The sequence below is a fragment of the Polynucleobacter rarus genome, from assembly GCF_003072505.1.
GTDB lineage: Bacteria > Pseudomonadota > Gammaproteobacteria > Burkholderiales > Burkholderiaceae > Polynucleobacter > Polynucleobacter rarus.
Map to the genome: position 1 here is coordinate 1358413 of NZ_NTGB01000001.1, position 23915 is coordinate 1382327.

A 23915-nucleotide genomic window follows, 5' to 3' on the forward strand; every position below is an offset into this window, starting at 1 on the left:
TTAAATTACCCCCTATGGGTTTACTTCGTTGTAAATTTAAAATATTGTTTAAGATTATCTTGTAAATTGACAAATTATCTTAACTTGACCCCTGCCAAATTGACGCAAATTCTGAACATAAGTATAAGTTTTAAAACAATATTTACAAAAATTTACAGTATTAAACCTTCTGCCTCCCTGCCATCTTTTTTGTAAAGATTTTCAATTCAAAACCATCTATTTAAGAAAAAAAATAAGGACATAAATGGCCCAAACTGAACGTTTAAGAGAAATTGAACTCATGCTGATGTCCCGAAAATATATAACAAAGCAAGATTTTTTGGATAAGTTAGAGGTCTCAGTAGCAACCTTTAAGAGAGATATTGAAAAACTGCGTGACCAATATAATGTACCCATCGTATATGATCACAGTGAAGAAGCCTATACGATTGGCACTCCGTCAGCAGGTCCTAGAAAACATTTACCTGGACTTTGGTTTTCACAATCAGAGTTAACCGCCTTAGTCTTAATGCAACATTTATTAACAGAGCTAGATCAATCGGGGATCATTAGTCCCAGAATTGCACCACTAGCCTCATTTGTTGATAAATTACTAGGAAGTGCACAAACTTCAACCAATCAACTTCGTCAGCGAATAAAAGTTATTGGAATGTCTTCTCGTAAAACCTCCATTACTAACTTTGAAGAGGTTGGATTAGCACTTCTTAATAGGAAGCAGCTTGAAATTGAGTACTATGTCAAATCAAGAGATGAGACTACTAGCCGTATCATTAGTCCGCAACAAATGATTTACTACCGTGAAAACTGGTATTTAGATGCTCACTGTCATTTAAGAAAGGATCTACGTAGTTTTTCTTTGGATGGGATTATTAGTGCAAAGATTAGCGATGTCAGCGCATTAGAGGTTGCTAGTTCAGAACTAAATGCACACTTTACCCAAAGCTATGGAATATTTAGCGGCAAATCTACCCAGCGAGCAAAATTGCGATTTGATCCGGAGCGTGCAAGGTATATTAAAAAAGAACTGTGGCATCCAGATCAAGTCTCTTCAGTAGATGATGATGGATATCTAATCATTGAGTTTGATTTTAATCAGGACCCTGAACTCATTATGGATATTCTCAAGCATGGTTCCCATGTAGAGGTACTTGAACCTAAATCGCTTAAAGAAAAGATTGTTGAAGAAATGAAAAAAAGCTTAGCCCAGTATTAATTGACTCTCAACTACTCGCCTTTATCCTTAGTTTTCAATGGTGTCAGTAAGTGCTTAAGGTTATTATGGTCTAAGGTGTGCATCACCTCTAACAACTCTCCTATTTCACCTTTTGGAAATCCAACTCTTGCAAACCAAGATAAATAGTTAGCCGGCAAATCACATAGTAATTGCCCAGCATGCTTCCCAAAAGGCATTTTCATACTGACTAATTTTTCTAAAGTATCAGGGGTCATCTTAAAAGGAAAAATTAGAAAAAATTTAAAGGATTTTGAGTGACTAGCCTAGTGCAAAGTCAGTTCTTTAAGAACGCCCAAATTATCAATTAAATTCGTATTTACTACTGCTTCTTTGTTATATTGAAGGATCAGTGCTGTAATATCGTCTGAGGCAGGAGTCCCATTCGAGAACTGATCAAGATCATCAATTAGCGCTTTGATTAACTCATCAATATGATGAATATCATGGGTCTTTTCAAGTAAATGAAGTAAACGTAACTCACCGTATTGCTCTGCCTGACTATTAAAACACTCCGTAACGCCATCAGTCATCAACAAAATCCGATCATTTTTACCGAGCTGAATTGAGATATTGGTGTATTTAGGATGGTCTAGCAATCCTACCAATGGATTAGACTTATTCGATATTGTTTCAATCTTTTGATTATTCCGAATAATATACGGCATGCTATGTCCAGCATTACAAAAGGTGAAAATTCCAGTTCTAATATCTAATACCCCATAAATCAGGGTCACAAAGAGTGACAAGGGATTGTGAAGGAGTAACTGGGCATTTAATCTTTGTAAACAAGCGGCAGGTGATGCATGATTAATGGCCTGCTCTTCTAGTATGGTTTTGACCAAAATCATAAATAAAGCTGCTGGTACTCCTTTACCACTTACATCAGCAACCACAAAACCAAACAGATGATCATTGATTTGATAGGCGTCATAAAAGTCCCCACCAATCATTCTTGCAGCGCGCATAAATGCGTGTGCTTTGTAATCATTATGTTGTTGAAAAACGCTCGGCAGAATGGATTGCTGTAAGGTTCTAGCAACTTCTAGATCCTCATTAATTTGCTTTTGCTGCGCAATTAAATCTTCATTTACTTTTTTTAATTCCAGCGTCCGTTGAATAACCTGGGCTTCTAAATTTTCTTCAGACCGTTGTAATCGATCGCGTGCTTGTTCTAAATTAAGCATAGTTTGCCGAAGTTCAGCAGCAGTATTTCTTTCATCATCGATCAAGCGTTGATGAAGATGAAGTGCCTCCTGAAGTAAATCGGATTGCAAGCGCATTAACAAATCAACTTCTAAAAGTTTTGGCGTATTTTGATGCATCACAATGACCGGCTCATAGGCTAAGAGTGAAGAACGAGAAAGTACCTCTTGCACTGCTGATGAAACACTCAAATTTTCATCCAAAATCATCGGATCTTTATCAATCACATCAAAATCAAATAAGACTTTAATCGGCCCCTTCATAAATATTTCGCGTGCAAACTGACGACTTAATGCAAAGGCAAAACGTGAACGAGAAACGATACCTACGATTTTATTTTCATGCAGAAGGATAAAACCTGGCAATCTTGGTTGCTCTCGAAATTCAGCCTCAATTTGAAAAACCGGCGCCTCAACATCAATGGCAGAAGCCCACAAATCAATTTCTCGAAGATGGTTAGGTAGAGGTTTAGAAGCTGATTTAATATTCATGATTAGATGAAAATATCACAAAAATTTTCACCCATTGATAAATTCAATATAGACAGTTGGAAAATCAACTGCTATTGTTGAAATTGGAAAATCAGACGATTTCCGGTGTTTTTTGGCTCATAGTGGATCGATTTGGAAAACTTTTTCATCAAAGATATTCCTAGTCCACCAATTTGTACATCCTTTAAATCCGTTGGAATTATTTTTTCTTCTTTTTCAAGAGGATTGAATGGAAATCCGTTGTCCTCTATTGATAAGATAATATCCTCTGTGGATTTTTTTACAGCTAGGTTTACAACTTTATCCTCTTCTTGAACTACTAAATTCTCAGGTTGATATGAATGCATCACAATATTCATAAACGTTTCTTCACAGCACAGCTTCATGGCAAAGAGAGACGACTTGGATAAATCACCTTGATCAGCCAGGTTATCCAACCATTGATTGATATTTAGTAACTTTTCAAGTTTACCTTGGACAGTTATTTGACTAATCATATAAAAGTAAACCCGAAAAGGATCTTGTTATCCTAACAAGAGTGCTTCAGCTGCATCCATCTCTTGCAGAATAGGGATAAGCGTATCAACACCACTTTCTGTCAACACTTTTTCAACATCTGAGGATGGTTTAAGAATAACCATCTTGCCATTATTTCTTTGGACTACTTTTGCGCCCATGATGATGGTACGAATACCCATTGAAGATAAATAATCAACGTTTTCTAGATTAACAACTATTTTAGTTTGGCTACCCGAAATTGCATTAAAACGCAAATCAATTGCTTGGGCACCCAACGCATCCATTGTGCCAGTTAAATTAACTACAGTAACACCGTTAGCGAGTGTGTCATACTTTAAATCAATTGCCATTTTAGAAATCACTTAAAGAAGAAAGTTAGAAGGATACATTGTTCATGATAATGAATTTTTATGACACTTTAGTTACATGCATTTTTTAAAGCACGAACAAATTTTGAGTAAACATCCCATTTAGAGGATCTTTATAGACCTATTTAATAATCTTCTGCGCCAGCAGACATTTTTTTTATCACCTGGTCTTCTAAAAAGCTAAAGTCCTGACTCTGAACCATTTTTGCCGGTAAAGCGTTAATTTTTGCCAGTTCTGAGTGAAGGTCATGTAATAAGATAGACCTCGCTTGTTCGCCAGACTCACGATCGCGCAAGAAAAACTGTAACTTTAATTGCAAGCCGTCTGCATGAATCTTCTCAAAAATAATACGAACCGGCTTATCTAATGGCACGCCTGGGATTTTTTTAAGGGTTTCTAAAGTCATTGCCATCACTACCTGATACACAGTATGAATATCAACATGCGTATTGGTGAAAAAAGTAGCATCAACCCGGCGATTTCCGTCTGTAATCGAATTATTTGAAATGATGATCGCGTAAATTTGGGAGTTAGGAATCACGTGCTTGGTTTCGTCTTTTGAACGAATCATCACATTACGCCAAGTCAGATGTTCAATTACTCCATCAATTCGGCGCTCTTTTGATTGAAAGTTCACCCATTGACCGACTTTGAAGGTTTTATCAAAACTAATAGCAATACCAGCTACAAAGTCAAAAATCACATCACGAACGGCCAAACCCACTACCGTCAAAATAACAGAAGAGGTTGCCAAAATTGGAAGGATATCTCTTTCTAGGACATTGGTATAAAACAGTGCAATGGCAACCACATAAATCATAAAGCGAATCGCTTTAATGATGGTACCACCGACACCACTGTAGTTTTTTCTCGACCTGAACAACGCACCAACCAAATCAGATAGGATGGAAGCAAGTAATAGGTAGTTGACTAAATCTAATAAATTTCGAATCAACAACATCCAACCTCTGGGGAGAAGTTGAGTATAACTATTAGTAAAGAAGAACATCTCCCAAAAATACAGTAAGGCCAAGCCTAAAATAGATCCTACGATCGGAGGGACGTTCACAGTAGGAATGATTTTTTTACTGAATTTTACGCCAACAATACCTGCCACAATTAAAAGGCAAATTAAACCTAAAGTAAAGTTAGGTAAAAAATTTACGATGGAAGCTTTAGAAAATAAACCACCACTTGAGCTCATCGTCAGTTTTAATAAACTGGTGGAATAACTATCCGTATTGCCAATGGTGCGAAGATTGCCATAAGAAGGGAATTGAGACTCGGCAGCAGAAAGCATCGAGTTAATCGCTGAATAACCCGCAGAAGGATCAATCGTTCCTTCACGATTAATTTTCTTATAAATCGGATCAATTTTATTCCCAGTGTTCAATGCGTCATAGTCAATAACAAAAAATAAGTTCGAGGAATTTAGTTTTTTATTGAACCAACGAATTTGAACATTAATCGTACCCAATCCAATATCAATTGGTTGAATATAAAATGGAAAAGTGCCCTTAAAGCGAATCCTTGTGTATTGCATATCACCAGATTTTTCAGTTTCGACAATCTCAGCTTTAGGAATCTCATCGGGGGCCGGGTCAAACATAATATCTTGCGGATCAATCACAGTCTTCGATCTAAACCAAATATCAAAGTCCCCTTTATAAATACCCTTATTGATCGAAATATCGGAGATCGAACGCAAGTGAATGCCTGTAAAGGCTACTGGAACAATTGTGTACTTTAGATGGTTAACAATCGCGTAAGTTGGATCTTGGTAATCTATAACTATCGTTCTATCATCGTCAGCCACTCGAATTGGCGGCATGTTGGATAGCTGAGATGAATAGGGCTCTAAACGATTATTGTCTTTGTATTTCAAAATACGGGGAGGAACATTTCTTTCGTGTGTAACTCCAAACTTCACATCGCCACTAAAGTTACTCATGGTGATGTTGGTTGACTCTAATTTAGACAACCATACTTTAAAATCCTCTCGAGCTTCTGCTGTCGTCAGATGCTTTTTCTCAAGTTGATATTTATTTTTATAGTAATTAGCTAATAAAACTCCAGTGTCATATCCAGAGACATACGATGATTCAGGATTTTTACCATTTTTATCAATATAGCTTTGAGCTAATAAGCGCCCTTGGTCATTACTTACATCCCCAGAAAAAGCACTAACAATCAATAAGTTATTGGTATAAAAGCCTGGGCGTTCCCTTTCTTTGGGGAAAGTTGCAAACTCTTGATAAAAATTCGGTTTGAGACGATCATCAAAAAGGACGATATTTCCTGAGTAGTTTTGATCTTTCAAGTTTTTGACAACTGCGGCTGCGAAATCAGTACTCAAATCCAGGTATAACAAATCAAACTGGACTAAAGAGCTAGTAGATTTAGCATCATCCAAAGTGGCTAATTTGACTAATTCGGTACTTTCTACTTGGATATTACTATCTAGTAGAGTTTGAGTGATCCCTGTAAAGTAGGGACTGCCTCGATCTGCTGCATTAATAACAACACCAATTCTCTTGGGCTGAATATCTTTTAAAAGAACGCTATTTACCAAGCCTGACTTGGTAAACATATTTGGTTGCATGGAGAAAGACCACTCTGGGTCCTGAAATTCCTTTGGGGTACTTCTAGGAATTAATAAAGGGATCTTTAATTCTTCTGCAATCTCGGGGTAATCTGAGGAAGATGCCCTGCTTAGGGGGCCAACCATTGTAAATAGGGAGTTATTCGACTCTAGACTTGTTTTATTTGCTGCTAAACCGTTTCTAGTTTGGTCATCGTTGATGTTTTTTATCAAGAAATGTTTGGCCATTCCGAGTGAATTCAAGCCATCGATGAGTCCCTTTTCTAATAATTTTGACTCAGATTCGTTTTGATCATCAAAACTTACAATGAGGGCAATCTCAAGTTGCGAGTGATTACTCTGAAGAAAAGTATATCTTGTCAAGCCAAGGATAGCCAACAGCAATAAAACGCCTAAAAAAGCATAAACTAAAGTTTTGGGTTTATATTCTTTGGTTTTTAATAGATTTTTAAATCTTAAAGACGTCAATTTGTGACTCCACAATGAAATGTAACTCATTCTAACAAAGAAATAAGTTAATCAAGTTACATTCTCATGGTCTGAATTGTCTTTAAGATATGCTACTTATTAGGTACAAATCTTGACTTTAAGCTTAATCTTTGACGGCAGACAAAGATCTTCGGGGATTGATTGAACTAATTGAAATGAGTGATTATCTAATGCTCATTGACCCTTTGGTGTTTTTAATAAATACAGAGGGTCAATGGTTGCAGAAACAGTTTTAGAACTTGTAACCAATTCCCACTAATAAATTATAAGTCGAAGCACTCATAGTGGTGTCTTGTGATAAGTTGTAAGTGCCGATGGTGGCGACTTGATTAATTGTTTTGTCGCCGTATTTAGCATAATTAATTTCTCCAAAACCGTAGAAACCGCCTTGAATGATCTGTTTATATCCCAGACCGACAGAATATCCGTTTAGGCTATCGGTAGTTGAGTTGCCCCCAGAGTATTGAGATTTAACAGATGCTATTGTGTAACCAACTTTTGCATAAATCATTGCATCATCACCAATAGGAAAGGCTGGGGTTATAAAAATATTGTAGGAGTTTTCTTTGTTGTATTGGCCATTCGCTGTCAAACCGGAACCATTTGCACTAAAGTTTTGTGTGTTTCCCGCAATTGGTGAATACTCAGCTCCAAAGCCCATGTAAAACTCTTTATTTACAGGAAAGAAAAATCCAGCAGTTACAGTACCTGCAAAACTATTTGAATTTCCAACTGTCGAAGACATTGGGTAACTTCCAACAAAAGGCCCTGTGCCTGTAACGTTGACATTGCCGTAAGAGAGAGAAGGATGGGTATTTTCATACCCTACACCGATTTGCCCATAAAAACCTTCGAACTTTGACTGAGCTTGAGCAGTTCCAAGAACTCCAACTGTTGCTACTGCAGAAACAATGGTAATTACCATTAAGTTGTTTTTCATTTCAATACTCCTCATGTTTTAGATAAGGATTCATATTGGGGCAAAATTTAATAGCCTTCAGTGCTCTAAAGAACTTAGCTAGGTATATTTTTTGTTTCTCTTTTAAAGCACTATTAACTGCTCAACAGCTAGTTAATCGGGAGTATATTTAAAGTTCACCTTAGGAGCTCTTATGAAACTACTCATCTGCCTTACATTTATTCTGATGGTGCATGGATGTGCTGTTGTAGCAATCCCAATTTAGTTGTTACATATTGGAACTTAAAAATTTACTTTCAAGAGCTCTCAAACGTTTTGCGTAGGGGGGTAACCCCCAACCGTTAGTTGAGATTCTCGATAGTTTTAATGGATAAGGAATATTGATAGGCGCAAATATTAAATATTCTTAGTCAACAGGGCAGTATATTTTACTTTTCGTGTAAAATTTAAGTTTAAAACTTAGATTTTACAAATTCTTAATGATTCCAAGAAAAGCATCTTCTACACTCTTAAGGCTAAGTAAGGGATTCCCGATAGTAGCGATCACTGGACCGCGTCAATCAGGAAAAACAACACTAGCAAAGGCATTTTTTCATGAAAAACCCTATGTAAGCCTTGAAAACTTAGATGAACGAAACTTCGCTATTAACGACCCAAAACGATTTTTGGCAAGATTTAAAAATGGTGCTATTTTGGATGAGGTTCAACGTTGCCCAGAACTATTATCCTGGTTACAAACCCTGGTAGATGATCGAAAAATTATGGGCGACTTCATCATAACTGGTTCAGCTCAACTAGACTTAATGTCAGAAATGAATCAATCACTTGCGGGAAGAATTGGTCGCCTAGAACTTTTACCTTTGGCAGGGAATGAATTACTTTGTAATGTCTTACCAAATTCACTGAATGAACTCTTATTAACAGGGGGTTATCCTGCTTTGTATGATCGCGAAATCAGCACAAATGATTGGTTTTCTAACTATGTGGCAACTTATGTTGAGCGAGATATTAGGAATGTTTTAGCGATTCAAGACCTGAATCGTTTTCAACGTTTTTTAAGACTCTGTGCTGCAAGGTCTGCGCAATTATTAAACTTATCTTCTTTGGCAAATGATTGTGATATTTCATCGGTTACTGCAAAACAATGGCTAAGTGTTTTAGAGGCTACCTATGTGGTCAAAATTATCCATCCCTACTTCAATAACTTTGGAAAAAGATTAGTTAAAACACCGAAGTTATATTTTATCGATACAGGCCTCATGGCATGGTTGCTCGGTATAAAAGAGGTCAATCAACTAGATATTCATCCATCAAGAGGACACCTATTTGAAAATTGGGTAGTTACTGAGCTATTAAAAGAAACCTTCAATCAAGGTCATCCAATAGACCTTTATTTTTGGCGGGATCATTCCGGTTTTGAGATGGACATCATTCGTGATACGGCTCTAGGATTACAAGCGATCGAGGTAAAGTCTGGATCAACGTTCCAAATGGAATGGTGTAAAAATGTGTTGCACTGGAAAAAAATCCAGCAAACTGAAACTTTAGTCCCCCAAATTATCTTTGGTGGTGAAGGCAATGATTTGAGATATCAGTGTCAAGCCATCGGATGGAAAGATTTAATTAAGCAGATTGATCAGAGAAATTAATTAATCTTGAGAGGTAAATCCTGTTCTACCTTTAGTGTAAAGAACCTGATTTTTTCCAATAACGTAAAGTGCCATTTGAGCAATATTTTTTCAGACTACTTTGAATGAACTTTGCTCGTTCTTCATCGTAAGCCTCTTCGCCCATAAAATGCTGACATATCCGATCATTTTCTAATTTTTCTACGAGTGGCATTGGCAGATCTTTTTTATTATTTTCCGCTTCAATCGCCTCATCGATTGAATTTTCCCAATTTAAATTTTCGTATGAACAATCATAGGCTGGATTAGTTGCAGCAATCGCGCATTTTCTTGCGTATTGAGGATGCCTTGTAACAAAATCGTCTCTTTTTGATTCAAGAGTCTGCGGTTTATCAATCACAATTTCTTTTGTTTCTTGTGCACGATAGTTTGTGATTACTCCAATTACTATAGCGAAGATTACAACCGAAATAATTGATATTGGAAGAAGCTTCAAAAATGAATTCCAGCTTAAAAACCTGCTCCAAAATAAAAAGCAAAGAACAATAAAAACTAACACGAAGACAATTTTAATCATGCAATGAATTTTAATAGAGTTAAGGTGATCAATTTATTTTTTTAAATTGATCAATTTTTCTTTTGGGCTAAAACATCATCTTGAGCCTCTCAATAAAAGCTCAGCTCAATGGCTAGTTTATGAAGAAGAGCCAAAAAAAAGTGCCACTTCTTTAAAAGTGGCACTTTTCATCTTACTGGCGGAAGAGGCGGGATTCGAACCCGCGGTAGGCGATTAACCTACGCACGCTTTCCAGGCGTGTGACTTAAACCGCTCATCCACCCTTCCGTGAGACTTCGTATTATACGTTGAGTTTCAAATTTCAAAGAATTTCTTCTTTTACAAACCCAAATTCACTCATCTAAAAATTAAACAGCCTGCTTAAGTTGCTCCAAAATAGCAGGATTTTCTAGAGTAGAAGTATCTTGCGTGATATCTTCACCCTTCGCTAAAACTCTTAAAAGTCTTCTCATAATTTTTCCAGAGCGTGTCTTGGGAAGATTATCCCCAAAACGAATCTCTTTAGGCTTGGCAATCGGGCCAATTTGTTTATTCACCCAATTACGAAGCTCTAATGCTTTTTTCTGAGCATCCTCTCCCTCAGGTCTTGATCCTTTGAGAACCACATAAGCAACAATTGCCTCACCAGTTAAATCATCTGGACGTCCTACAACTGCAGCTTCCGCAACATCATGATGCGCCACTAGACAGGATTCAATCTCCATCGTGCCCATACGATGTCCTGAAACATTCAATACATCATCAATACGACCGGTAATCGTAAAGTACCCTGTTTCACTATTTCTGATGGAACCATCACCGGCAAGATACAACTTACCGCCAAGATCAGCCGGGAAATAGCTCTTCACAAAACGCTCTGGGTCATTCCAAATCGTTCTAATCATGGATGGCCATGGCTTTTTCACCACTAAAATCCCACCTTGCCCATTTGGCAAATCGTGACCTGCTTCATCTACGATTGCGGCCATAATGCCTGGCAGTGGTAATGTACATGAGCCTGGAACAAGCGGAGTAGCACCTGGTAAAGGAGTAATCATATGACCACCCGTTTCAGTTTGCCAGAAAGTATCCACAATAGGACACTTCTCACCACCAACATTTTTGTGATACCACATCCAAGCTTCAGGGTTAATCGGCTCACCAACGGAACCAAGTAAACGTAAGCTACTCAAATTGTAATTTGTTGGATGGGTAGCAGGGTTTAAGTCAGCCGCTTTAATTAATGATCGAATAGCCGTCGGTGCTGTATAAAAAATACTCACTTTATGGCGCTCAATCATATCCCAGAAACGACCAGCGTTAGGATAGGTTGGCAATCCTTCAAAAACAATTTGAGTAGCACCAACAGTTAATGGACCATAAGCGATGTAACTGTGACCTGTAATCCAACCGATATCTGCCGTACACCAAAATACATCTTTTTGACGAATATCAAAAGTCCATTGCATCGTAAGACTTGCCCACAAAAGATAACCCCCGGTAGCGTGCACTACGCCCTTTGGTTTACCTGTGGATCCTGAGGTATAAAGTACAAAGAGTGGATGCTCTGCCTCTACCCATTCTGGCTCACATTTTTTTGATTGCTTGGCACTGACGTCATGCATCCAATGATCGCGCCCAGGAGTAAAAGGAACCCCTTCAGAACCAGTACGCTTGTAAACAATCACATTTTTCACAATTGCTTTTGCACCTAATTCCAGCGCTTCATCAACAATGGACTTGAGAGGTAATTTTTTACCCCCGCGCATTTGCTCATCCGCGGTAATAATTGTTGTAGCACCTACGTCAACAATTCTTTCCTCTAGGGATTTAGCAGAAAAACCACCAAAAACAACCGAGTGGGTTGCGCCGATTCTGGCACAAGCTTGCATCGCTACCACACCCTCAATCGACATTGCCATATACAAAACAACTCGGTCGCCCTTACCAACCCCAAGACCTCTTAAGCCATTCGCAAATTTACAGACTCTATCATGTAATTCTTGATAAGTAACATGGGTCACTTCGCCTGCATCAGATTCAAAAATGATTGCTGTCTTATTACCTAACCCAGCCTTAATAACGCGATCAGTACAGTTATAGGAAGCATTGGTAGTGCCTTCGGAAAACCACTTATAAAATGGCGCTTCAGATTCGTCTAAAACGGTCTTAAAAGGTTTTTTCCAATAGATAGTCTCTCTCGCCAATCTCGCCCAAGTACCATCAAAATCATTTTCAAAAGCCTGACACATGGCTTTATATTGCTTCATACTCGAAATAGCAGCTTTTTTAGAAAAAGCTTTAGGGGGTTGAAAAAGGCGATCTTCAACTAACATTTGAGACATTCCAGACATGCTTCTCTCCTATAATATGAGTAACTAATCGATAAAGGATACAACTTTGTTTATCATTTTGACATCCTTATAAACCATCATTTTTTGATATTTTTTGTAAAAATGTAGTTTTTAAGGTGTTTGATTTAAAACCATTAAAATTGATCTATTGTTTAAGTTTTAGTTTTAGTTTATTCAATTTCATTTCATTTCTTTTTATTAATATAAACCCTCTTTAATCCCTACTATGACAATAATCCGACAAGAAGACTTTATTAAAAGTATCGCTGATGGCTTTCAGTATATTTCCTACTATCACCCACTTGATTACATCCAGGCTCTAGGGAAAGCCTACGATCGTGAGGAAAGTCCTGCAGCGAAAGATGCCATTGCACAAATTTTAACAAACAGCCGCATGTGCGCTGAAGGTAAACGTCCTTTGTGCCAGGATACTGGGATTGCCGTCGTATTTCTAAAAATCGGGATGAATGTCCAGTGGGATGCCACGATGAGTGTCACGGATATGGTTAATGAAGGCGTTAGACGTGCCTATGGGAACCATGATAATCCGTTAAGAGCTTCCATCTTGAGAGATCCTGCCGGAAAAAGAACGAACACCAAGGACAACACACCAGCCGTGGTTCATTATGAAATTGTGGAAGGCGATTCTGTCGATGTAATTTGCGCCGCAAAAGGTGGCGGCTCTGAAAACAAAAGTAAGTTAGTCATGCTCAACCCATCTGACTCAATCGTAGATTGGGTCTTAAAAACTTTACCAACAATGGGAGCGGGTTGGTGTCCTCCTGGCATCCTCGGAATTGGTATCGGCGGCACTCCTGAAAAAGCGATGTTACTTGCGAAAGAGTCCCTCATGGATCCGGTCAATATTCATGACTTAATCGAAAAAGGACCACAAAATAAAGTTGAAGAGTTACGTTTAGAACTGTTTGACAAAGTGAATTCCTTGGGTATTGGTGCCCAAGGCCTTGGTGGACTTACTACTGTGGTCGATGTAAAAATCCTAGACTACCCAACTCACGCAGCCTCCCTCCCAGTTGCCATGATTCCGAACTGTGCAGCAACGCGTCACATTCATTTTCATTTAAATGGTGCAGGTCCAGCAATTCTCCCAGTGCCAAACTTAGATGATTGGCCAGATGTTGCTTGGAAGGCAGATACTGAAAAATCTAAACGGATTAATCTTGATACCTTAACACCCGAAGAAGTTGCCAGTTGGCAACCAGGCCAGACTCTATTGCTAAACGGAAAAATGTTCACAGGTCGCGACGCTGCGCACCAACGGATTCAACAAATGATTGCAAAAGGTGAACCACTGCCAGTTGATTTTAAAAATAAAATCATTTATTACGTTGGTCCAGTTGATCCAGTGCGTGATGAAGCTGTTGGTCCAGCAGGTCCAACGACTTCCACTCGGATGGATAAATTTACGGAGATGATGCTCGCTAATACGGGGCTTATCGGCATGATTGGCAAAGCAGAACGTGGGCCAACGGCTATCGAAGCGATCAAAAAGCATCAAGCTGCCTATTTAATGGCCGTGGGTGGTGCTGCCTATTTAGTTTCTAAAGCGATTGAAACTGCCAAGGTAGTTGGTTTTGCTGATTTGGGTATGGAAGCCATTTATGAGTTCGAAGTAAAAGATATGCCAGTAACTGTTGCGGTGGACTCAAAAGGTACCTCCGTACATAATACGGGTCCAAAAGAATGGCAGGTCAAGATTGGTAAAATTCCTGTCAAGATCGTGTAAATCGTCATCATTTAATATAACCAAGCTACTCATTGACTAAGATTGGCGTATTCGACTCGGGGATTGGCGGACTATCAGTTCTGAACGAGGCTTTGCGCCAATTTCCGGGCCATGAATATATTTATTTAGCAGACTCAGCTAATGCACCTTATGGTGAGCGCCCAGATGAGTGGATTACAAATAGAAGCTTAAAACTCTGTACTTGGTTAATTGAAAAGCAACACTGCGAGGCGATTGTCGTTGCCTGCAATACCGCAACAGCCCAAGCCATTGCAATCATCAGAGAACATTTTTCAAATACGCCAATCATCGGTGTAGAACCAGGTATCAAACCCGCTGCAGCCATCAGCCCCAAAAAAAAGATTGGTGTCTTAGCTACCCAAAGTACTCTATCAAGCGAAAAGTTCAAGCATTTATTAGATTCTTTAGTTGGCGATTGTCAATTTATCAGCCAAGCCGGAGTAGGGTTAGTGCCCCTCATAGAACGGGGGGATTTGAATGATCCTGAACTAGAAAAGTTAATTACTGATTATGTGCAAAAGGTTTTAGATTTCGGTGCAGATACCCTTGTTCTTGGTTGTACCCATTACCCCTTTCTGATCCCTATTATTAATAAAAATTTTGGGGATCAACTACATCTGATTGATACAAGCTCGGCAATTATTCAACAATTAGGTCGAAAAGCGCAAATAGAACCCAGGAAAGGAGCAACAGAGGTAAAATTGTTCTCTACAGGTGATTCTAATTTGATTCTAAAACAAACGAATCAACTCATTCAAGCCCTAAACCCAACGATACAGATTAACGCGTCTTCAATCATCATCTAATGCAGCTCAGCCTAAAATTCTTCCGTGATTCAGTCATTTTGCTTTCAATTATTGCGGTGCATGCGCTCTTATTCATCATCTTAGAACTAAAGGATCAACAGCGGCCGGTATTAGAAAAAATCGAGATGTTACAGGCAGAATTAATCCCCTCACCAAGTTCACCAAAGCCTCCATCACCCAAAAAAGAAGAGCCCCAAACTCCTGAAAAACCAAGCCCAAAACCGAAGGTTTTATCGATAGCACCAGAGAAGGCTAAACCTTTAAGCACTCCTTCACCAGAGCCTGTCAAAGAAACTCCCCAGAAAAAAGCAATTGCAGAAGCTGCGCCTGAGCCAACGGCTAGCACGCAAGACGCAAAAACTGCTGCGCCTGTAAGTAAAGCTTCGCAATCCCCCAGCACAAATGATGTAGGTGTTGAAGGTGGCTCGGTGAAGCTGAGCCAATTAAAAATGATTTATAAACCGGATACGAATGTTTTTTACCCTAGAATTTCAAAAGACATTGGTGAGCAAGGGATGGTTGGTGTAATTCTTTACATCGACGAATCTGGCTCCGTTTCTCGCACAGAGGTGCTTCGATCAAGTGGTTTTAAACGTCTAGATAAGGCTGCTGAGGAATTATGTGCAAGAATTCGTTTTAACCCCTACTTAGTGGATGGTAATCCCACAAAAGTAAGTGCTGGAATTTCCATTAAATTTGAAATGAACCGTTAAATTAAAATAGTTACTGAGAAAAAATTATGAATCCAACTACTACCTCATCCGAATTTGGCATCTCTCACTTCTGGGCATCAGGGGACACTATTTCCCACTTTGTTGCTATCTTACTTTTACTCATGTCAATTGGCTCATGGTTTGTTTTAGTTACTAAATTCATCCACCTTTGGAAAATCAAATCTCTCAGCAAAGAAGTGGGGGAATTTTGGAAACAAACTTCTTGGCAGGATGGTTTAAATTACTTTACCAAACCAGATATCAACCCCTTTCAGCAGTTAGCAATCTCAGCCTATCGCGTCACTCAAGAACATCGCGAATCGACCCAAGCTTTAGTGACCAATAAATCTTTATCAAAGCATTTAACCGCCGAAGATTGGCTTGCAAGTGCCATCAAATCAGAGCTTGATAGCATTATTAAGAGCTTACAAAATGGCCTTGCATTTTTGGCTTCAACGGGTGCCACAGCCCCTTTTATTGGTCTTTTTGGCACTGTTTGGGGCATTTATCATGCGTTGATGGTAATCGGCTCAACTGGCTCAGCCTCATTAGATCAAGTTGCTGGTCCTATTGGCGAGGCTTTGGTGATGACGGCATTGGGTCTTACTGTTGCGATTCCTGCAGTACTTGCTTACAACGCGCTCAATAAAGCTAACCGGGACTTAGTTAACGAGTTAAAACACTTTGCTGAGGACCTACATACCTTCATGATGACCACTTCAGCTGATAAGAGGAACTAATATGGCATTTAGTAATTCTTCCGACAATGACGACCAAGGACTGATGGCCGAAATCAATATGACACCCTTTGTGGATGTGATGTTGGTTCTTCTCATTATTTTTATCGTTACCCTCCCTGTCATCCAACATTCAGTCAAAATCGAACTCCCTAAAGCAAGTAGTTCTGTGAGCGCTGCAAAACCAGAGATGATTCAAGTTTCAATCGATAAAAATAGTCAAATTTATTGGAATAATGAAATAGTGACTCTTGCCGAATATACCCAAAAAGCACAGGCAGTGGCAAATAATAATCCACCACCAGAGGTAAGTCTGAGAGCCGATCGACGAGTGATGTATGAAATCGTTGCTCAGGTTCTCAGTACAAGTAAAAAGGTCGGCTTAACTAAAATCGGTTTTGTGACTGAAGCTAACTAAGCTTATTTTTTACTCTAAGTCGTAAAAAGGAAATTAATTGACTTTAATATTGGCTGTATTTACCAAATCCCGCCACATCTTTAACTCTTTCTCGAGTATGACCTGCATTTCATCCGGTTCTGTTTGAAATGGGGTAGCCCCTTCACTCACTAACCTTGTTTTTAAGGGCTCTTTTGTGGAAGCAATTCGGATTTCTTGATTTAACTTCTTGAGAATTTCTGGGGGTAATTTAGCCGGAGCAACTACACCCCACCAAGTAGTAATGTTAAAACCTGGTACACCCGACTCTGAAACCGTTGGCACCAGTGGAAACAGGCTAGACCTTTTATCGCTAGTCATTGCTAGCAAGGTAACTTTATTGGATTTGACATATTGCAACATGGTTGGCATCGTGGCAAAAAAGACTTGAACCCTACCTGCTAAAAGGTCAAGGGTAGCTGGACCACTCCCCTTATATGGAACATGGGTCATTTCTAAATTGGTTTTTTGCTTGAATAATTCGCCGGCTAAGTGATTAATACTACCTTGCCCTGCTGAGCAAAAATTAACTCCATTTGGATTAGTCTTTGTATATTTGACTAAATCTTGAATAGATTTGAGTCCAAGTTCAGAGTTGGCAACTACCATTAATGGACCACGACCAATCATTGCGATCGGCGTAAAGTCTTTGATCACATCATAACTTAAGGTATTTTCAGTGGCAGCATGGGTAATGAAGGTAGAAGTCACAAACAATAAGGTATAGCCATCTGGTTCGGCCTTTGCTACCATTTGGGCCCCTATCGCGCCCCCTCCACCGGCTCTATTATCAACAATTACTGCTTGGCCCAACTGCTCGGTTAAGTTCTTCGCTAAATCTCTAGCAATACTATCTGTTCCGCCGCCGGGCGCAAAGGGAACTACCAGATTGATCGGTTTTTGTGGGAAATCTTTAGCCTTTAAAAAGGTAGGATTCAAAGAAAAAGCGATGAATAAAAGCAAAAAACGCATCAAATTTATTGTCATGATTTCAAGGCTATATGTAAAAATTTATTTTAAGGGTCTAATTTTGCACTAAAAATTCAATCATCTAAATATTTTGAAATATTTATAGCATAGGATAAAAGTTCCTTAATTTAAATTGGAGTTAAAAATGAGTATTTTTGGAAGAATTAAAGATAGTATTTTTGGCAAAAAAGAAGAAGCCGCTCAGGTGGAACAAGTTGCAGCTGCTGCCCCTGCCCCAGCAGCAGGAATAGCTCAAGTGGATGTTGAAGAAGTTTTGACCAATTTAGCTGCTAAAGCTGGTCGTCCAAGCAATTGGAAGACTTCAATTGTTGATTTAATGACATTATTAGGTTTAGACAGTAGTCTTGCTCATCGTGTTGAGTTAGCAACCGAATTAGGATATACCGGAGATACCAAAGATACAGCAACGATGAATGTTTGGTTAATCAAACAAGTTATGAAGAAGTTAGCTGAAAATGGCGGTAAAGTTTCACCTAATTTGATGAACTAATTACTCAAGCAATTACCCTGATAACAAAATCTGTTATCGGGGATTACAAATCTATATGTTCACTACACAAAGCCAGTTTCAATGAACTGGTGTTGTGGATAAAAGTTATTATTGGTCTCATAAAGCTTCAAAATACAACAATTGGATCGTGTTTTAATCCATATAGTCTAGAAATTTAAATTGTTTGAAATTGAAATGATCTAAGTGAATAATCGTGTTTAGATTGATGTAAAGACATCACCTATTAGTAACATCCTTGAAAGCGCCTGTAGAGTAGTGCTGAATTAGGTTTCTATTTTCGATTGGTGCCCGAGGCCGGAATCGAACCGGCACGACTTTTTTGAGTCGGCAGATTTTAAGTCTGCTGTGTCTACCGATTTCACCACTCGGGCACGCGAAAGAAAGATTCTAGCACAAACTATACTCAAAGGGCAAACCCCTAGTGATTTACAAAATTGTTACAGTTAGAATTCATAAGTGTGATAATTAATTTCAGTTATTTAAATTGACTTTTAACGTTTAACTTGGAGAAAAGATGAAGTTTACAAATCAAATTAAAGCAATTGCACTCGTCAGTGCTATGTTAGTAGGCAATGCGATGGCAGAAGATACGATCAAGATCGGTGTTACAGGTCCATTTACTGGCGGATCATCCTCCATGGGTGTCAGTATGCGTGACGGTGTCCGTCTAGCAACAAAAGAAATTAACGAAGCCGGTGGTATTTTTGGTAGAAAAATCCAATTGATTGAGCGTGATGATGAGGCTCAAAATGCACGTGGTGTAGCCATTGCTCAAGAGTTAGTAAATAACGAGAAGATTGTTGCAGATGTTGGCTTTATTAATACTGGTGTTGCATTAGCAGCTCAAAGAATTTATCAAGATGCAAAAATTCCTGTATTTAATAACGTTGCTACAGGCACAATCATTACAAAGCAATTTGATAAAGAACCAAATAACTATATTTTCAGAAACGCTGCTAGAGACGAAATTCAAGCGCCAATGATTGTTAAAGAAGCAATCGAAAAACGTGGCTTTAAAAAAGTAGCGATCTTAGCTGACTCAACCAACTACGGCGAACTCGGAAAAGCAGACTTAATCAAAGCATTGGCAGCCAAAGGTATTACTCCAGTTGCAGTTGAAAAATTCAACATTAAAGATGTTGATATGACATCTCAGTTGTTGAAAGCTAAAGAAGCTGGTGCTGAAGTCATTCTTACTTATGCTATTGGACCTGAACTTGCTCAGATCGCAAACGGCATGGCAAAACTCGGTTGGAAAAAACCAATGATTGGCAGCTGGACTTTGTCAATGGCTAACTTTATCGATACAGCCGGTAAAAATGGTGAAGGTGCACGTATGCCACAAACCTTCATTCAAGAAGGCAATACCCAAAAGCGTAAAACTTTTATTGACTCTTATTTGAAAAACTTTAAGCCCAAAAATGGTCGTATCGATTCTCCAGTTTCTGCTGCTCAAGGTTACGATTCAGTTTACCTACTAGCAGCAGCTATTAAACAAGCAGGATCAACCGATGGTGAAAAAATTCGTGATGCCTTAGAAAACTTAAATACAAAAGTTGATGGTATTGTGACTGTGTATGACAAGCCGTTTTCCAAGACTGATCACGAATCTGTAACTGACAACATTCCAGTAATGGGTGAAGTTAAAAACGGTCGTGTTGTCTATGCTTATCAGGAAGATGCTGATAAAGGTGCTGATATTCGCTTGAAAAAGAAAAAATAATTCTTTAATTTTTCTTAGTTTTTACAATAGGCGCTATTTAGATAGCGCCTATTGTTTATTTTGCCCTCTTTTTATTTATAATGACCTGTTCATTATTTATTAACTTACTATTGGTTATTCCATGGAAATTCTGATTCAATTAATCTTTAGTGGCATCGCACTTGGCATGATTTATGCTGTCATTGCCTTTGGATATCAACTGACTTTCGCAACATCAGGAACGCTTAACTTTGGTCAAGGCGAGGCTTTAATGCTGGGTGCTTTGGTTGGACTTACCTGCGTTGAGGATCTGGGCATCAATTATTGGTTGATGATTCCAATTGTTTGTATTTTTGGTGCCTTACAGGGTAGCTTTGTAGAAGCTATTGGAGTGAGACCCGCCATCAAAATTAAGTCCGAATTTGGTTGGATTATGTCCACCATCGCTCTAGGTATTATTTTTAAAAATGTGGCAGAAAATATTTGGGGCCGAGATGACTTAAGATTCCCATCCCCCATCAGTGAGGATCCAATTCCATTTTTAGGGGCAAATATTTTGCCTATGGAGATTTTGGTTGTCGCAGGCGCAATTTTGATGATGGTTATGGTTGAATGGTTTAATCGCAAAACAATCTATGGCAAAGCTGTCGTAGCAACATCAAACGATCGTGATGCTGCCAGTTTGATGGGTATCAATACCGGTATTGTGATTATGTTTTCGTATGGCCTTTCTTCCCTCACCGCTGCTTTTGCTGGTGTGTTAATTGCTCCTTTAACGCTAACAGGGGCAACTATGGGAGCTTCCTTAGGTTTAAAAGCGTTCGCAGTTGCGATTATTGGTGGTCTTTCCAGTGGGTTTGGCATCATCATTGGCGGATTAATTCTTGGAATTACTGAGACAACTACTGGATTTTATATTTCCACTGGATATAAAGATGTTCCAGGGTTGCTATTACTCCTTTTAGTTCTCGCCTTAAAACCATCCGGATTATTTGGTAAAACTGCAATTAAAAAAGTTTAAAGATGATGAAAATTAATAAATTACTACCTATGTTGTTGGCTGTTGTCGCTTTACTATGTTTTCCATTAGTTCTGAGCAACCCTTATTACATCCACCTCGCCTCAACCATCCTGATTTACATTATTTTGCTGTTTGGCTTGGATATTGTGGTTGGCTATACTGGCCAAGTTTCTTTGGGTCACGCGGGTTTGTTTGGTGTTGGATCCTATACAGCCGGCGTTCTTTTCTTTCATTTGGACGTGCCCTTTTACTTGACACTGCCAGCAGCAATTATTGTTACAACAATTTTTGGTGGCTTACTGGCACTTCCTGCTTTAAAGGTAATTGGTCCATACTTGGCGATGGTAACACTTGCTTTCGGAACGATTTTACAAATCTTGATCAATGAGATGAGTTTTTTAACTGAGGGACCTTTGGGGATTAAGTTGACAAAACCAATGGTCTTCGGTCACGAAGCTTCCGAAAAAGAATTCTTCTGGATAGCAGCAATCGCGATGCTGTTTGCATTAGTTGTGGTTCACCGTATTTTAAAATCTCAACTGGGTCGCGCCTTTGAAGCCTTGAGAGATAGTCCTGTTGCTTGTGACTGTATGGGGGTATCGGTATATCGTTACAAAGTGTATGCGTTTGTAATTAGTGCCGGTTTCGCAGGTTTCGCTGGAGCTTTATACTCTTACTCAGAAAAATATATTTCGCCAAACACCTATAACAATGAACTTACTGTTCTATTCTTGTTAGGGATTATTATGGGCGGTCGTAAATCTCGCTTAGGGGCGATTTTAGGAGCAACTATTATCGTTCTATTACCAAAGTTACTAGACGATATCGGACTATTTAGAATCGTTTCAATTACTTTGGCAACACTCGTTGCGTTGGGTTCAATTTTGGCTGTTACTAAAGGTATTACTACTTTGAAAAAGGTGTCTATACCCGTCGCAGGCACCATCGCCCTAGCCCTGTTTTCTTTATGGTTAGACAATATTACTGATTGGCGTCTCAGTATCTTTGGTGTCATGATCCTATTGGTTGTTTACTATCTTCAGGATGGTATTGTTGGATTCTTTAGGAGCTTCTATTCATCTCTATTCACGAAGAAGGTTGATGTCTTTACAGAATCAATCATCACAAATGAGAATTTTGACAATATTATTAATGATGCCAATACAAAAGATAGAGGACAAAATATCCTTACAATCGAATCTATCTTAATGCAATTTGGTGGACTTAAAGCACTCAACTTAGTAGACATCACCATCAAACGTGGGTCAATCCACGGCTTAATTGGTCCCAACGGCTCCGGCAAAAGTACCATGATGAATGTGCTAACGGGTATCTATATCCCAACGGCCGGAGATGTAAAGTTTGAAAATCAAAGTGTCGTAGGTAAAACTTCATCTGAAATTGCTTTATCTGGGATTGCTCGTACTTTCCAAAACGTTCAGTTGTTTGGCGAAATGACCGCCCTTGAAAATATTTTAGTAGGACTTCATCATACTTTTGAATCCAACCTTGTTGATGTTGCGCTTCACTTACCTCGCTTTACAAAAGAGGAGAAAAATGCAAGGCAACGCGCTCTTGGCTTATTAAAATTTGTGGGTTTAGAATCACTCGCAAATGAAGAAGCTCGTAATCTTCCTTATGGTAAGCAAAGGATGTTAGAAATTGCGAGAGCGCTGGCACTCGATCCAAATCTATTATTACTAGATGAGCCAGCAGCTGGTTTAACGGCTCCTGATATTAAAGAACTATTAGTGGTGATTCGTAAAATACGAGACCACGGTATTACGATTATTTTGATCGAACATCATATGGACGTGGTAATGAGTGTTTCAGATCAGATTTCTGTTTTAGACTTTGGTGAAAAAATTGCTGAGGGAGTTGCTTCTGAAATTCAGAGTAATCCGAAGGTGATTGAAGCCTATTTAGGTGGTTCTGCAGCCTAAAACATCATCTCTAATAAGAAGGATTACATCATGTTATCAATTAAGAATTTACAAGCGGGTTACGGCAAAGTTCAGGTTTTACACGGCATCAATATTGAAGTACCTAAAAGTCAGGTGATTACTCTGATCGGTTCTAATGGTGCGGGTAAAACAACGACCATGCGCTCTATTACTGGCATGATTAAACCCACCCATGGACAAATTTTATTGGATGGTAAAGATATTACTGGGGCTGACTCTTTTAGAGTAGCAAGACTTGGTCTAGCTCACTCTCCGGAAGGCAGAAGAGTCTTTTCTACGATGTCTGTCAGTGATAATTTAATCCTCGGTGCTTTTCCTAGATTGACATTCAGTAGACCTAAAGGGGATGTTAAAGGTGATTTAGAAAAAGCAATGGAACTCTTTCCACGCTTAAAAGAACGTAGAAACCAATTAGCTGGTACTCTCTCCGGCGGAGAACAACAAATGCTTGCGATGGCAAGAGCAATTATGTTAAATCCTGAGGTCATCCTTTTGGATGAACCTTCAATGGGTTTAGCACCCATTTTAGTAGATGAAGTCTTTCGTATTATAGAAAGGTTGAAAAGCCAAGGGGTTACTATGCTTTTGGTTGAACAGTTTGCTGCTGCAGCCCTAGCTGTTGCTGATTATGGATACGTAATGGAAAATGGCAACATTAAAGTTCATGGTCCTGCAGAACAATTAAAAAATGATCCAGCTGTGATTGCTGCTTACCTTGGTGGAAGCCATTAATCGTAAATACTTTCATGAATGGCCTCAAATCAATGAGGCCATTTTTTATTCAGGGTTTCAACAGTTTTATTTAAATACCCCCACCAAATCAAATGCAATCACTTAGTTGTTCAAATATTCAAACTTCATCATTTAATACAAACACTTAAATAAGAATATCTAAACCTGATA

Annotated in this window: 21 protein-coding genes and 2 tRNA genes; 12 read left to right on the top strand and 11 right to left on the bottom strand. The window is 38.8% G+C overall.

Translation table 11 applies throughout. The features are described from left to right. The first annotated feature begins 244 nt into the window (after positions 1–244). The gene (locus AOC35_RS06360) at positions 245–1213 is read left to right on the top strand and encodes a helix-turn-helix transcriptional regulator (RefSeq protein ID WP_108646296.1); all 969 of its coding nucleotides are present in this window, start codon (positions 245–247) and stop codon (positions 1211–1213) included. A gap of 11 nt (positions 1214–1224) precedes the next feature. Here AOC35_RS06360 and AOC35_RS06365 read toward each other — a convergent pair whose 3' ends face one another. From AOC35_RS06365 to AOC35_RS06390, 6 genes are all read right to left on the bottom strand, one after another. Further along, entirely contained in the window at positions 1225–1449 is a 225-nt protein-coding gene (locus AOC35_RS06365) for a DUF3820 family protein (protein WP_108646297.1), read from the bottom strand. Positions 1450–1497: 48 nt separating this feature from the next. After that, positions 1498–2928 carry a PP2C family protein-serine/threonine phosphatase gene (locus AOC35_RS06370; RefSeq protein ID WP_108646298.1) on the bottom strand — a complete coding sequence of 477 codons (1431 nt, stop codon included), beginning with the start codon at positions 2926–2928 and terminating at the stop codon, positions 1498–1500. 71 nt (positions 2929–2999) lie between these two features. After that, a complete protein-coding gene (locus AOC35_RS06375) occupies positions 3000–3425 on the bottom strand; it encodes an ATP-binding protein (protein ID WP_108646299.1) in 426 nt (141 codons plus the stop codon). A gap of 27 nt (positions 3426–3452) precedes the next feature. Then, positions 3453–3797 (bottom strand): STAS domain-containing protein, encoded by a 345-nt coding sequence (locus AOC35_RS06380; protein WP_108646300.1) that lies wholly within the window; start codon positions 3795–3797, stop codon positions 3453–3455. Positions 3798–3940: 143 nt separating this feature from the next. Then, positions 3941–6886, bottom strand: coding sequence for a mechanosensitive ion channel domain-containing protein (locus AOC35_RS06385; protein WP_159077498.1), 2946 nt, complete (start codon positions 6884–6886; stop codon positions 3941–3943). Between the two features lie 253 nt (positions 6887–7139). Further along, positions 7140–7847 carry an outer membrane protein gene (locus tag AOC35_RS06390; RefSeq protein ID WP_211307488.1) on the bottom strand — a complete coding sequence of 236 codons (708 nt, stop codon included), beginning with the start codon at positions 7845–7847 and terminating at the stop codon, positions 7140–7142. Positions 7848–8305: 458 nt separating this feature from the next. On the opposite strand from AOC35_RS06390, the gene AOC35_RS06395 reads away from it, so the two are divergent. After that, a complete protein-coding gene (locus AOC35_RS06395; RefSeq protein WP_108646302.1) occupies positions 8306–9475 on the top strand; it encodes an ATP-binding protein in 1170 nt (389 codons plus the stop codon). 31 nt (positions 9476–9506) lie between these two features. Here the strand turns inward: AOC35_RS06395 and AOC35_RS06400 are convergent, their stop codons facing one another. The 3 genes from AOC35_RS06400 to acs all read right to left on the bottom strand — a co-directional run bounded on the left by AOC35_RS06400 (position 9507) and on the right by acs (position 12364). Further along, the gene (locus AOC35_RS06400; protein ID WP_108646303.1) at positions 9507–10031 is read right to left on the bottom strand and encodes a BAR domain-containing protein; all 525 of its coding nucleotides are present in this window, start codon (positions 10029–10031) and stop codon (positions 9507–9509) included. A 176-nt stretch (positions 10032–10207) separates the two neighbouring features. Then, a tRNA-Ser gene (locus tag AOC35_RS06405) sits at positions 10208–10298 on the bottom strand. 80 nt (positions 10299–10378) lie between these two features. Then, complete coding sequence (acs, locus tag AOC35_RS06410) at positions 10379–12364, bottom strand: acetate--CoA ligase (RefSeq protein ID WP_108646304.1); 1986 nt, start codon at positions 12362–12364, stop codon at positions 10379–10381. Between the two features lie 226 nt (positions 12365–12590). Between acs and AOC35_RS06415 the strand changes: the two genes are divergently transcribed. The 5 genes from AOC35_RS06415 to AOC35_RS06435 are packed head-to-tail and all read left to right on the top strand — an operon-like array spanning position 12591 to position 16806. Next, positions 12591–14111 (top strand): fumarate hydratase, encoded by a 1521-nt coding sequence (locus tag AOC35_RS06415; protein ID WP_108646305.1) that lies wholly within the window; start codon positions 12591–12593, stop codon positions 14109–14111. 32 nt (positions 14112–14143) lie between these two features. Continuing rightward, positions 14144–14938: a glutamate racemase gene (gene murI, locus AOC35_RS06420; RefSeq protein ID WP_108646306.1), complete on the top strand. Its 795-nt coding sequence runs from the start codon at positions 14144–14146 to the stop codon at positions 14936–14938. Continuing rightward, entirely contained in the window at positions 14938–15651 is a 714-nt protein-coding gene (locus AOC35_RS06425) for an energy transducer TonB (protein ID WP_108646307.1), read from the top strand. Before murI ends, AOC35_RS06425 begins: the two co-directional genes overlap by 1 nt. Positions 15652–15677: 26 nt before the next feature. After that, positions 15678–16391 carry a MotA/TolQ/ExbB proton channel family protein gene (locus AOC35_RS06430; RefSeq protein WP_108646308.1) on the top strand — a complete coding sequence of 238 codons (714 nt, stop codon included), beginning with the start codon at positions 15678–15680 and terminating at the stop codon, positions 16389–16391. Position 16392: 1 nt separating this feature from the next. Further along, positions 16393–16806: an ExbD/TolR family protein gene (locus AOC35_RS06435; RefSeq protein WP_108646309.1), complete on the top strand. Its 414-nt coding sequence runs from the start codon at positions 16393–16395 to the stop codon at positions 16804–16806. A gap of 33 nt (positions 16807–16839) precedes the next feature. Here AOC35_RS06435 and AOC35_RS06440 read toward each other — a convergent pair whose 3' ends face one another. Beyond that, positions 16840–17811, bottom strand: a complete 972-nt coding sequence (locus AOC35_RS06440; RefSeq protein ID WP_108646310.1) for a tripartite tricarboxylate transporter substrate binding protein — start codon at positions 17809–17811, stop codon at positions 16840–16842. Between the two features lie 127 nt (positions 17812–17938). On the opposite strand from AOC35_RS06440, the gene AOC35_RS06445 reads away from it, so the two are divergent. Beyond that, the gene (locus tag AOC35_RS06445) at positions 17939–18304 is read left to right on the top strand and encodes a DUF3597 domain-containing protein (protein ID WP_108646311.1); all 366 of its coding nucleotides are present in this window, start codon (positions 17939–17941) and stop codon (positions 18302–18304) included. Positions 18305–18607: 303 nt separating this feature from the next. On the opposite strand, the gene AOC35_RS06450 is transcribed toward AOC35_RS06445, so the two are convergent. Further along, a tRNA-Leu gene (locus AOC35_RS06450) sits at positions 18608–18696 on the bottom strand. Positions 18697–18884: 188 nt separating this feature from the next. Between AOC35_RS06450 and AOC35_RS06455 the strand changes: the two genes are divergently transcribed. The 4 genes from AOC35_RS06455 (at position 18885) to AOC35_RS06470 (ending at position 23744) form a co-directional block, all read left to right on the top strand. After that, positions 18885–20048, top strand: coding sequence for an ABC transporter substrate-binding protein (locus tag AOC35_RS06455; RefSeq protein ID WP_425440639.1), 1164 nt, complete (start codon positions 18885–18887; stop codon positions 20046–20048). 121 nt (positions 20049–20169) lie between these two features. Then, entirely contained in the window at positions 20170–21048 is an 879-nt protein-coding gene (locus AOC35_RS06460; RefSeq protein WP_108646313.1) for a branched-chain amino acid ABC transporter permease, read from the top strand. Between the two features lie 5 nt (positions 21049–21053). Beyond that, on the top strand, positions 21054–22991 hold the full coding sequence (locus tag AOC35_RS06465) for a branched-chain amino acid ABC transporter ATP-binding protein/permease (protein ID WP_108648746.1): 1938 nt from the start codon (positions 21054–21056) through the stop codon (positions 22989–22991). Positions 22992–23021: 30 nt separating this feature from the next. After that, positions 23022–23744, top strand: coding sequence for an ABC transporter ATP-binding protein (locus AOC35_RS06470; RefSeq protein ID WP_108646314.1), 723 nt, complete (start codon positions 23022–23024; stop codon positions 23742–23744). Positions 23745–23915 lie beyond the last annotated feature (171 nt).

Coding starts and splice junctions, on each gene's coding strand:
- AOC35_RS06360 (WP_108646296.1), top strand. CDS start 245: ATGGCCCAAACTGAACGTTTAAGAGAAATTGAACTCATGCTGATGTCC.
- AOC35_RS06365 (WP_108646297.1), bottom strand. CDS start 1,449: ATGACCCCTGATACTTTAGAAAAATTAGTCAGTATGAAAATGCCTTTT.
- AOC35_RS06370 (WP_108646298.1), bottom strand. CDS start 2,928: ATGAATATTAAATCAGCTTCTAAACCTCTACCTAACCATCTTCGAGAA.
- AOC35_RS06375 (WP_108646299.1), bottom strand. CDS start 3,425: ATGATTAGTCAAATAACTGTCCAAGGTAAACTTGAAAAGTTACTAAAT.
- AOC35_RS06380 (WP_108646300.1), bottom strand. CDS start 3,797: ATGGCAATTGATTTAAAGTATGACACACTCGCTAACGGTGTTACTGTA.
- AOC35_RS06390 (WP_211307488.1), bottom strand. CDS start 7,847: ATGAAAAACAACTTAATGGTAATTACCATTGTTTCTGCAGTAGCAACA.
- AOC35_RS06395 (WP_108646302.1), top strand. CDS start 8,306: ATGATTCCAAGAAAAGCATCTTCTACACTCTTAAGGCTAAGTAAGGGA.
- AOC35_RS06400 (WP_108646303.1), bottom strand. CDS start 10,031: ATGATTAAAATTGTCTTCGTGTTAGTTTTTATTGTTCTTTGCTTTTTA.
- acs (WP_108646304.1), bottom strand. CDS start 12,364: ATGTCTGGAATGTCTCAAATGTTAGTTGAAGATCGCCTTTTTCAACCC.
- AOC35_RS06415 (WP_108646305.1), top strand. CDS start 12,591: ATGACAATAATCCGACAAGAAGACTTTATTAAAAGTATCGCTGATGGC.
- AOC35_RS06425 (WP_108646307.1), top strand. CDS start 14,938: ATGCAGCTCAGCCTAAAATTCTTCCGTGATTCAGTCATTTTGCTTTCA.
- AOC35_RS06430 (WP_108646308.1), top strand. CDS start 15,678: ATGAATCCAACTACTACCTCATCCGAATTTGGCATCTCTCACTTCTGG.
- AOC35_RS06435 (WP_108646309.1), top strand. CDS start 16,393: ATGGCATTTAGTAATTCTTCCGACAATGACGACCAAGGACTGATGGCC.
- AOC35_RS06440 (WP_108646310.1), bottom strand. CDS start 17,811: ATGACAATAAATTTGATGCGTTTTTTGCTTTTATTCATCGCTTTTTCT.
- AOC35_RS06445 (WP_108646311.1), top strand. CDS start 17,939: ATGAGTATTTTTGGAAGAATTAAAGATAGTATTTTTGGCAAAAAAGAA.
- AOC35_RS06455 (WP_425440639.1), top strand. CDS start 18,885: ATGTTAGTAGGCAATGCGATGGCAGAAGATACGATCAAGATCGGTGTT.
- AOC35_RS06460 (WP_108646313.1), top strand. CDS start 20,170: ATGGAAATTCTGATTCAATTAATCTTTAGTGGCATCGCACTTGGCATG.
- AOC35_RS06465 (WP_108648746.1), top strand. CDS start 21,054: ATGAAAATTAATAAATTACTACCTATGTTGTTGGCTGTTGTCGCTTTA.
- AOC35_RS06470 (WP_108646314.1), top strand. CDS start 23,022: ATGTTATCAATTAAGAATTTACAAGCGGGTTACGGCAAAGTTCAGGTT.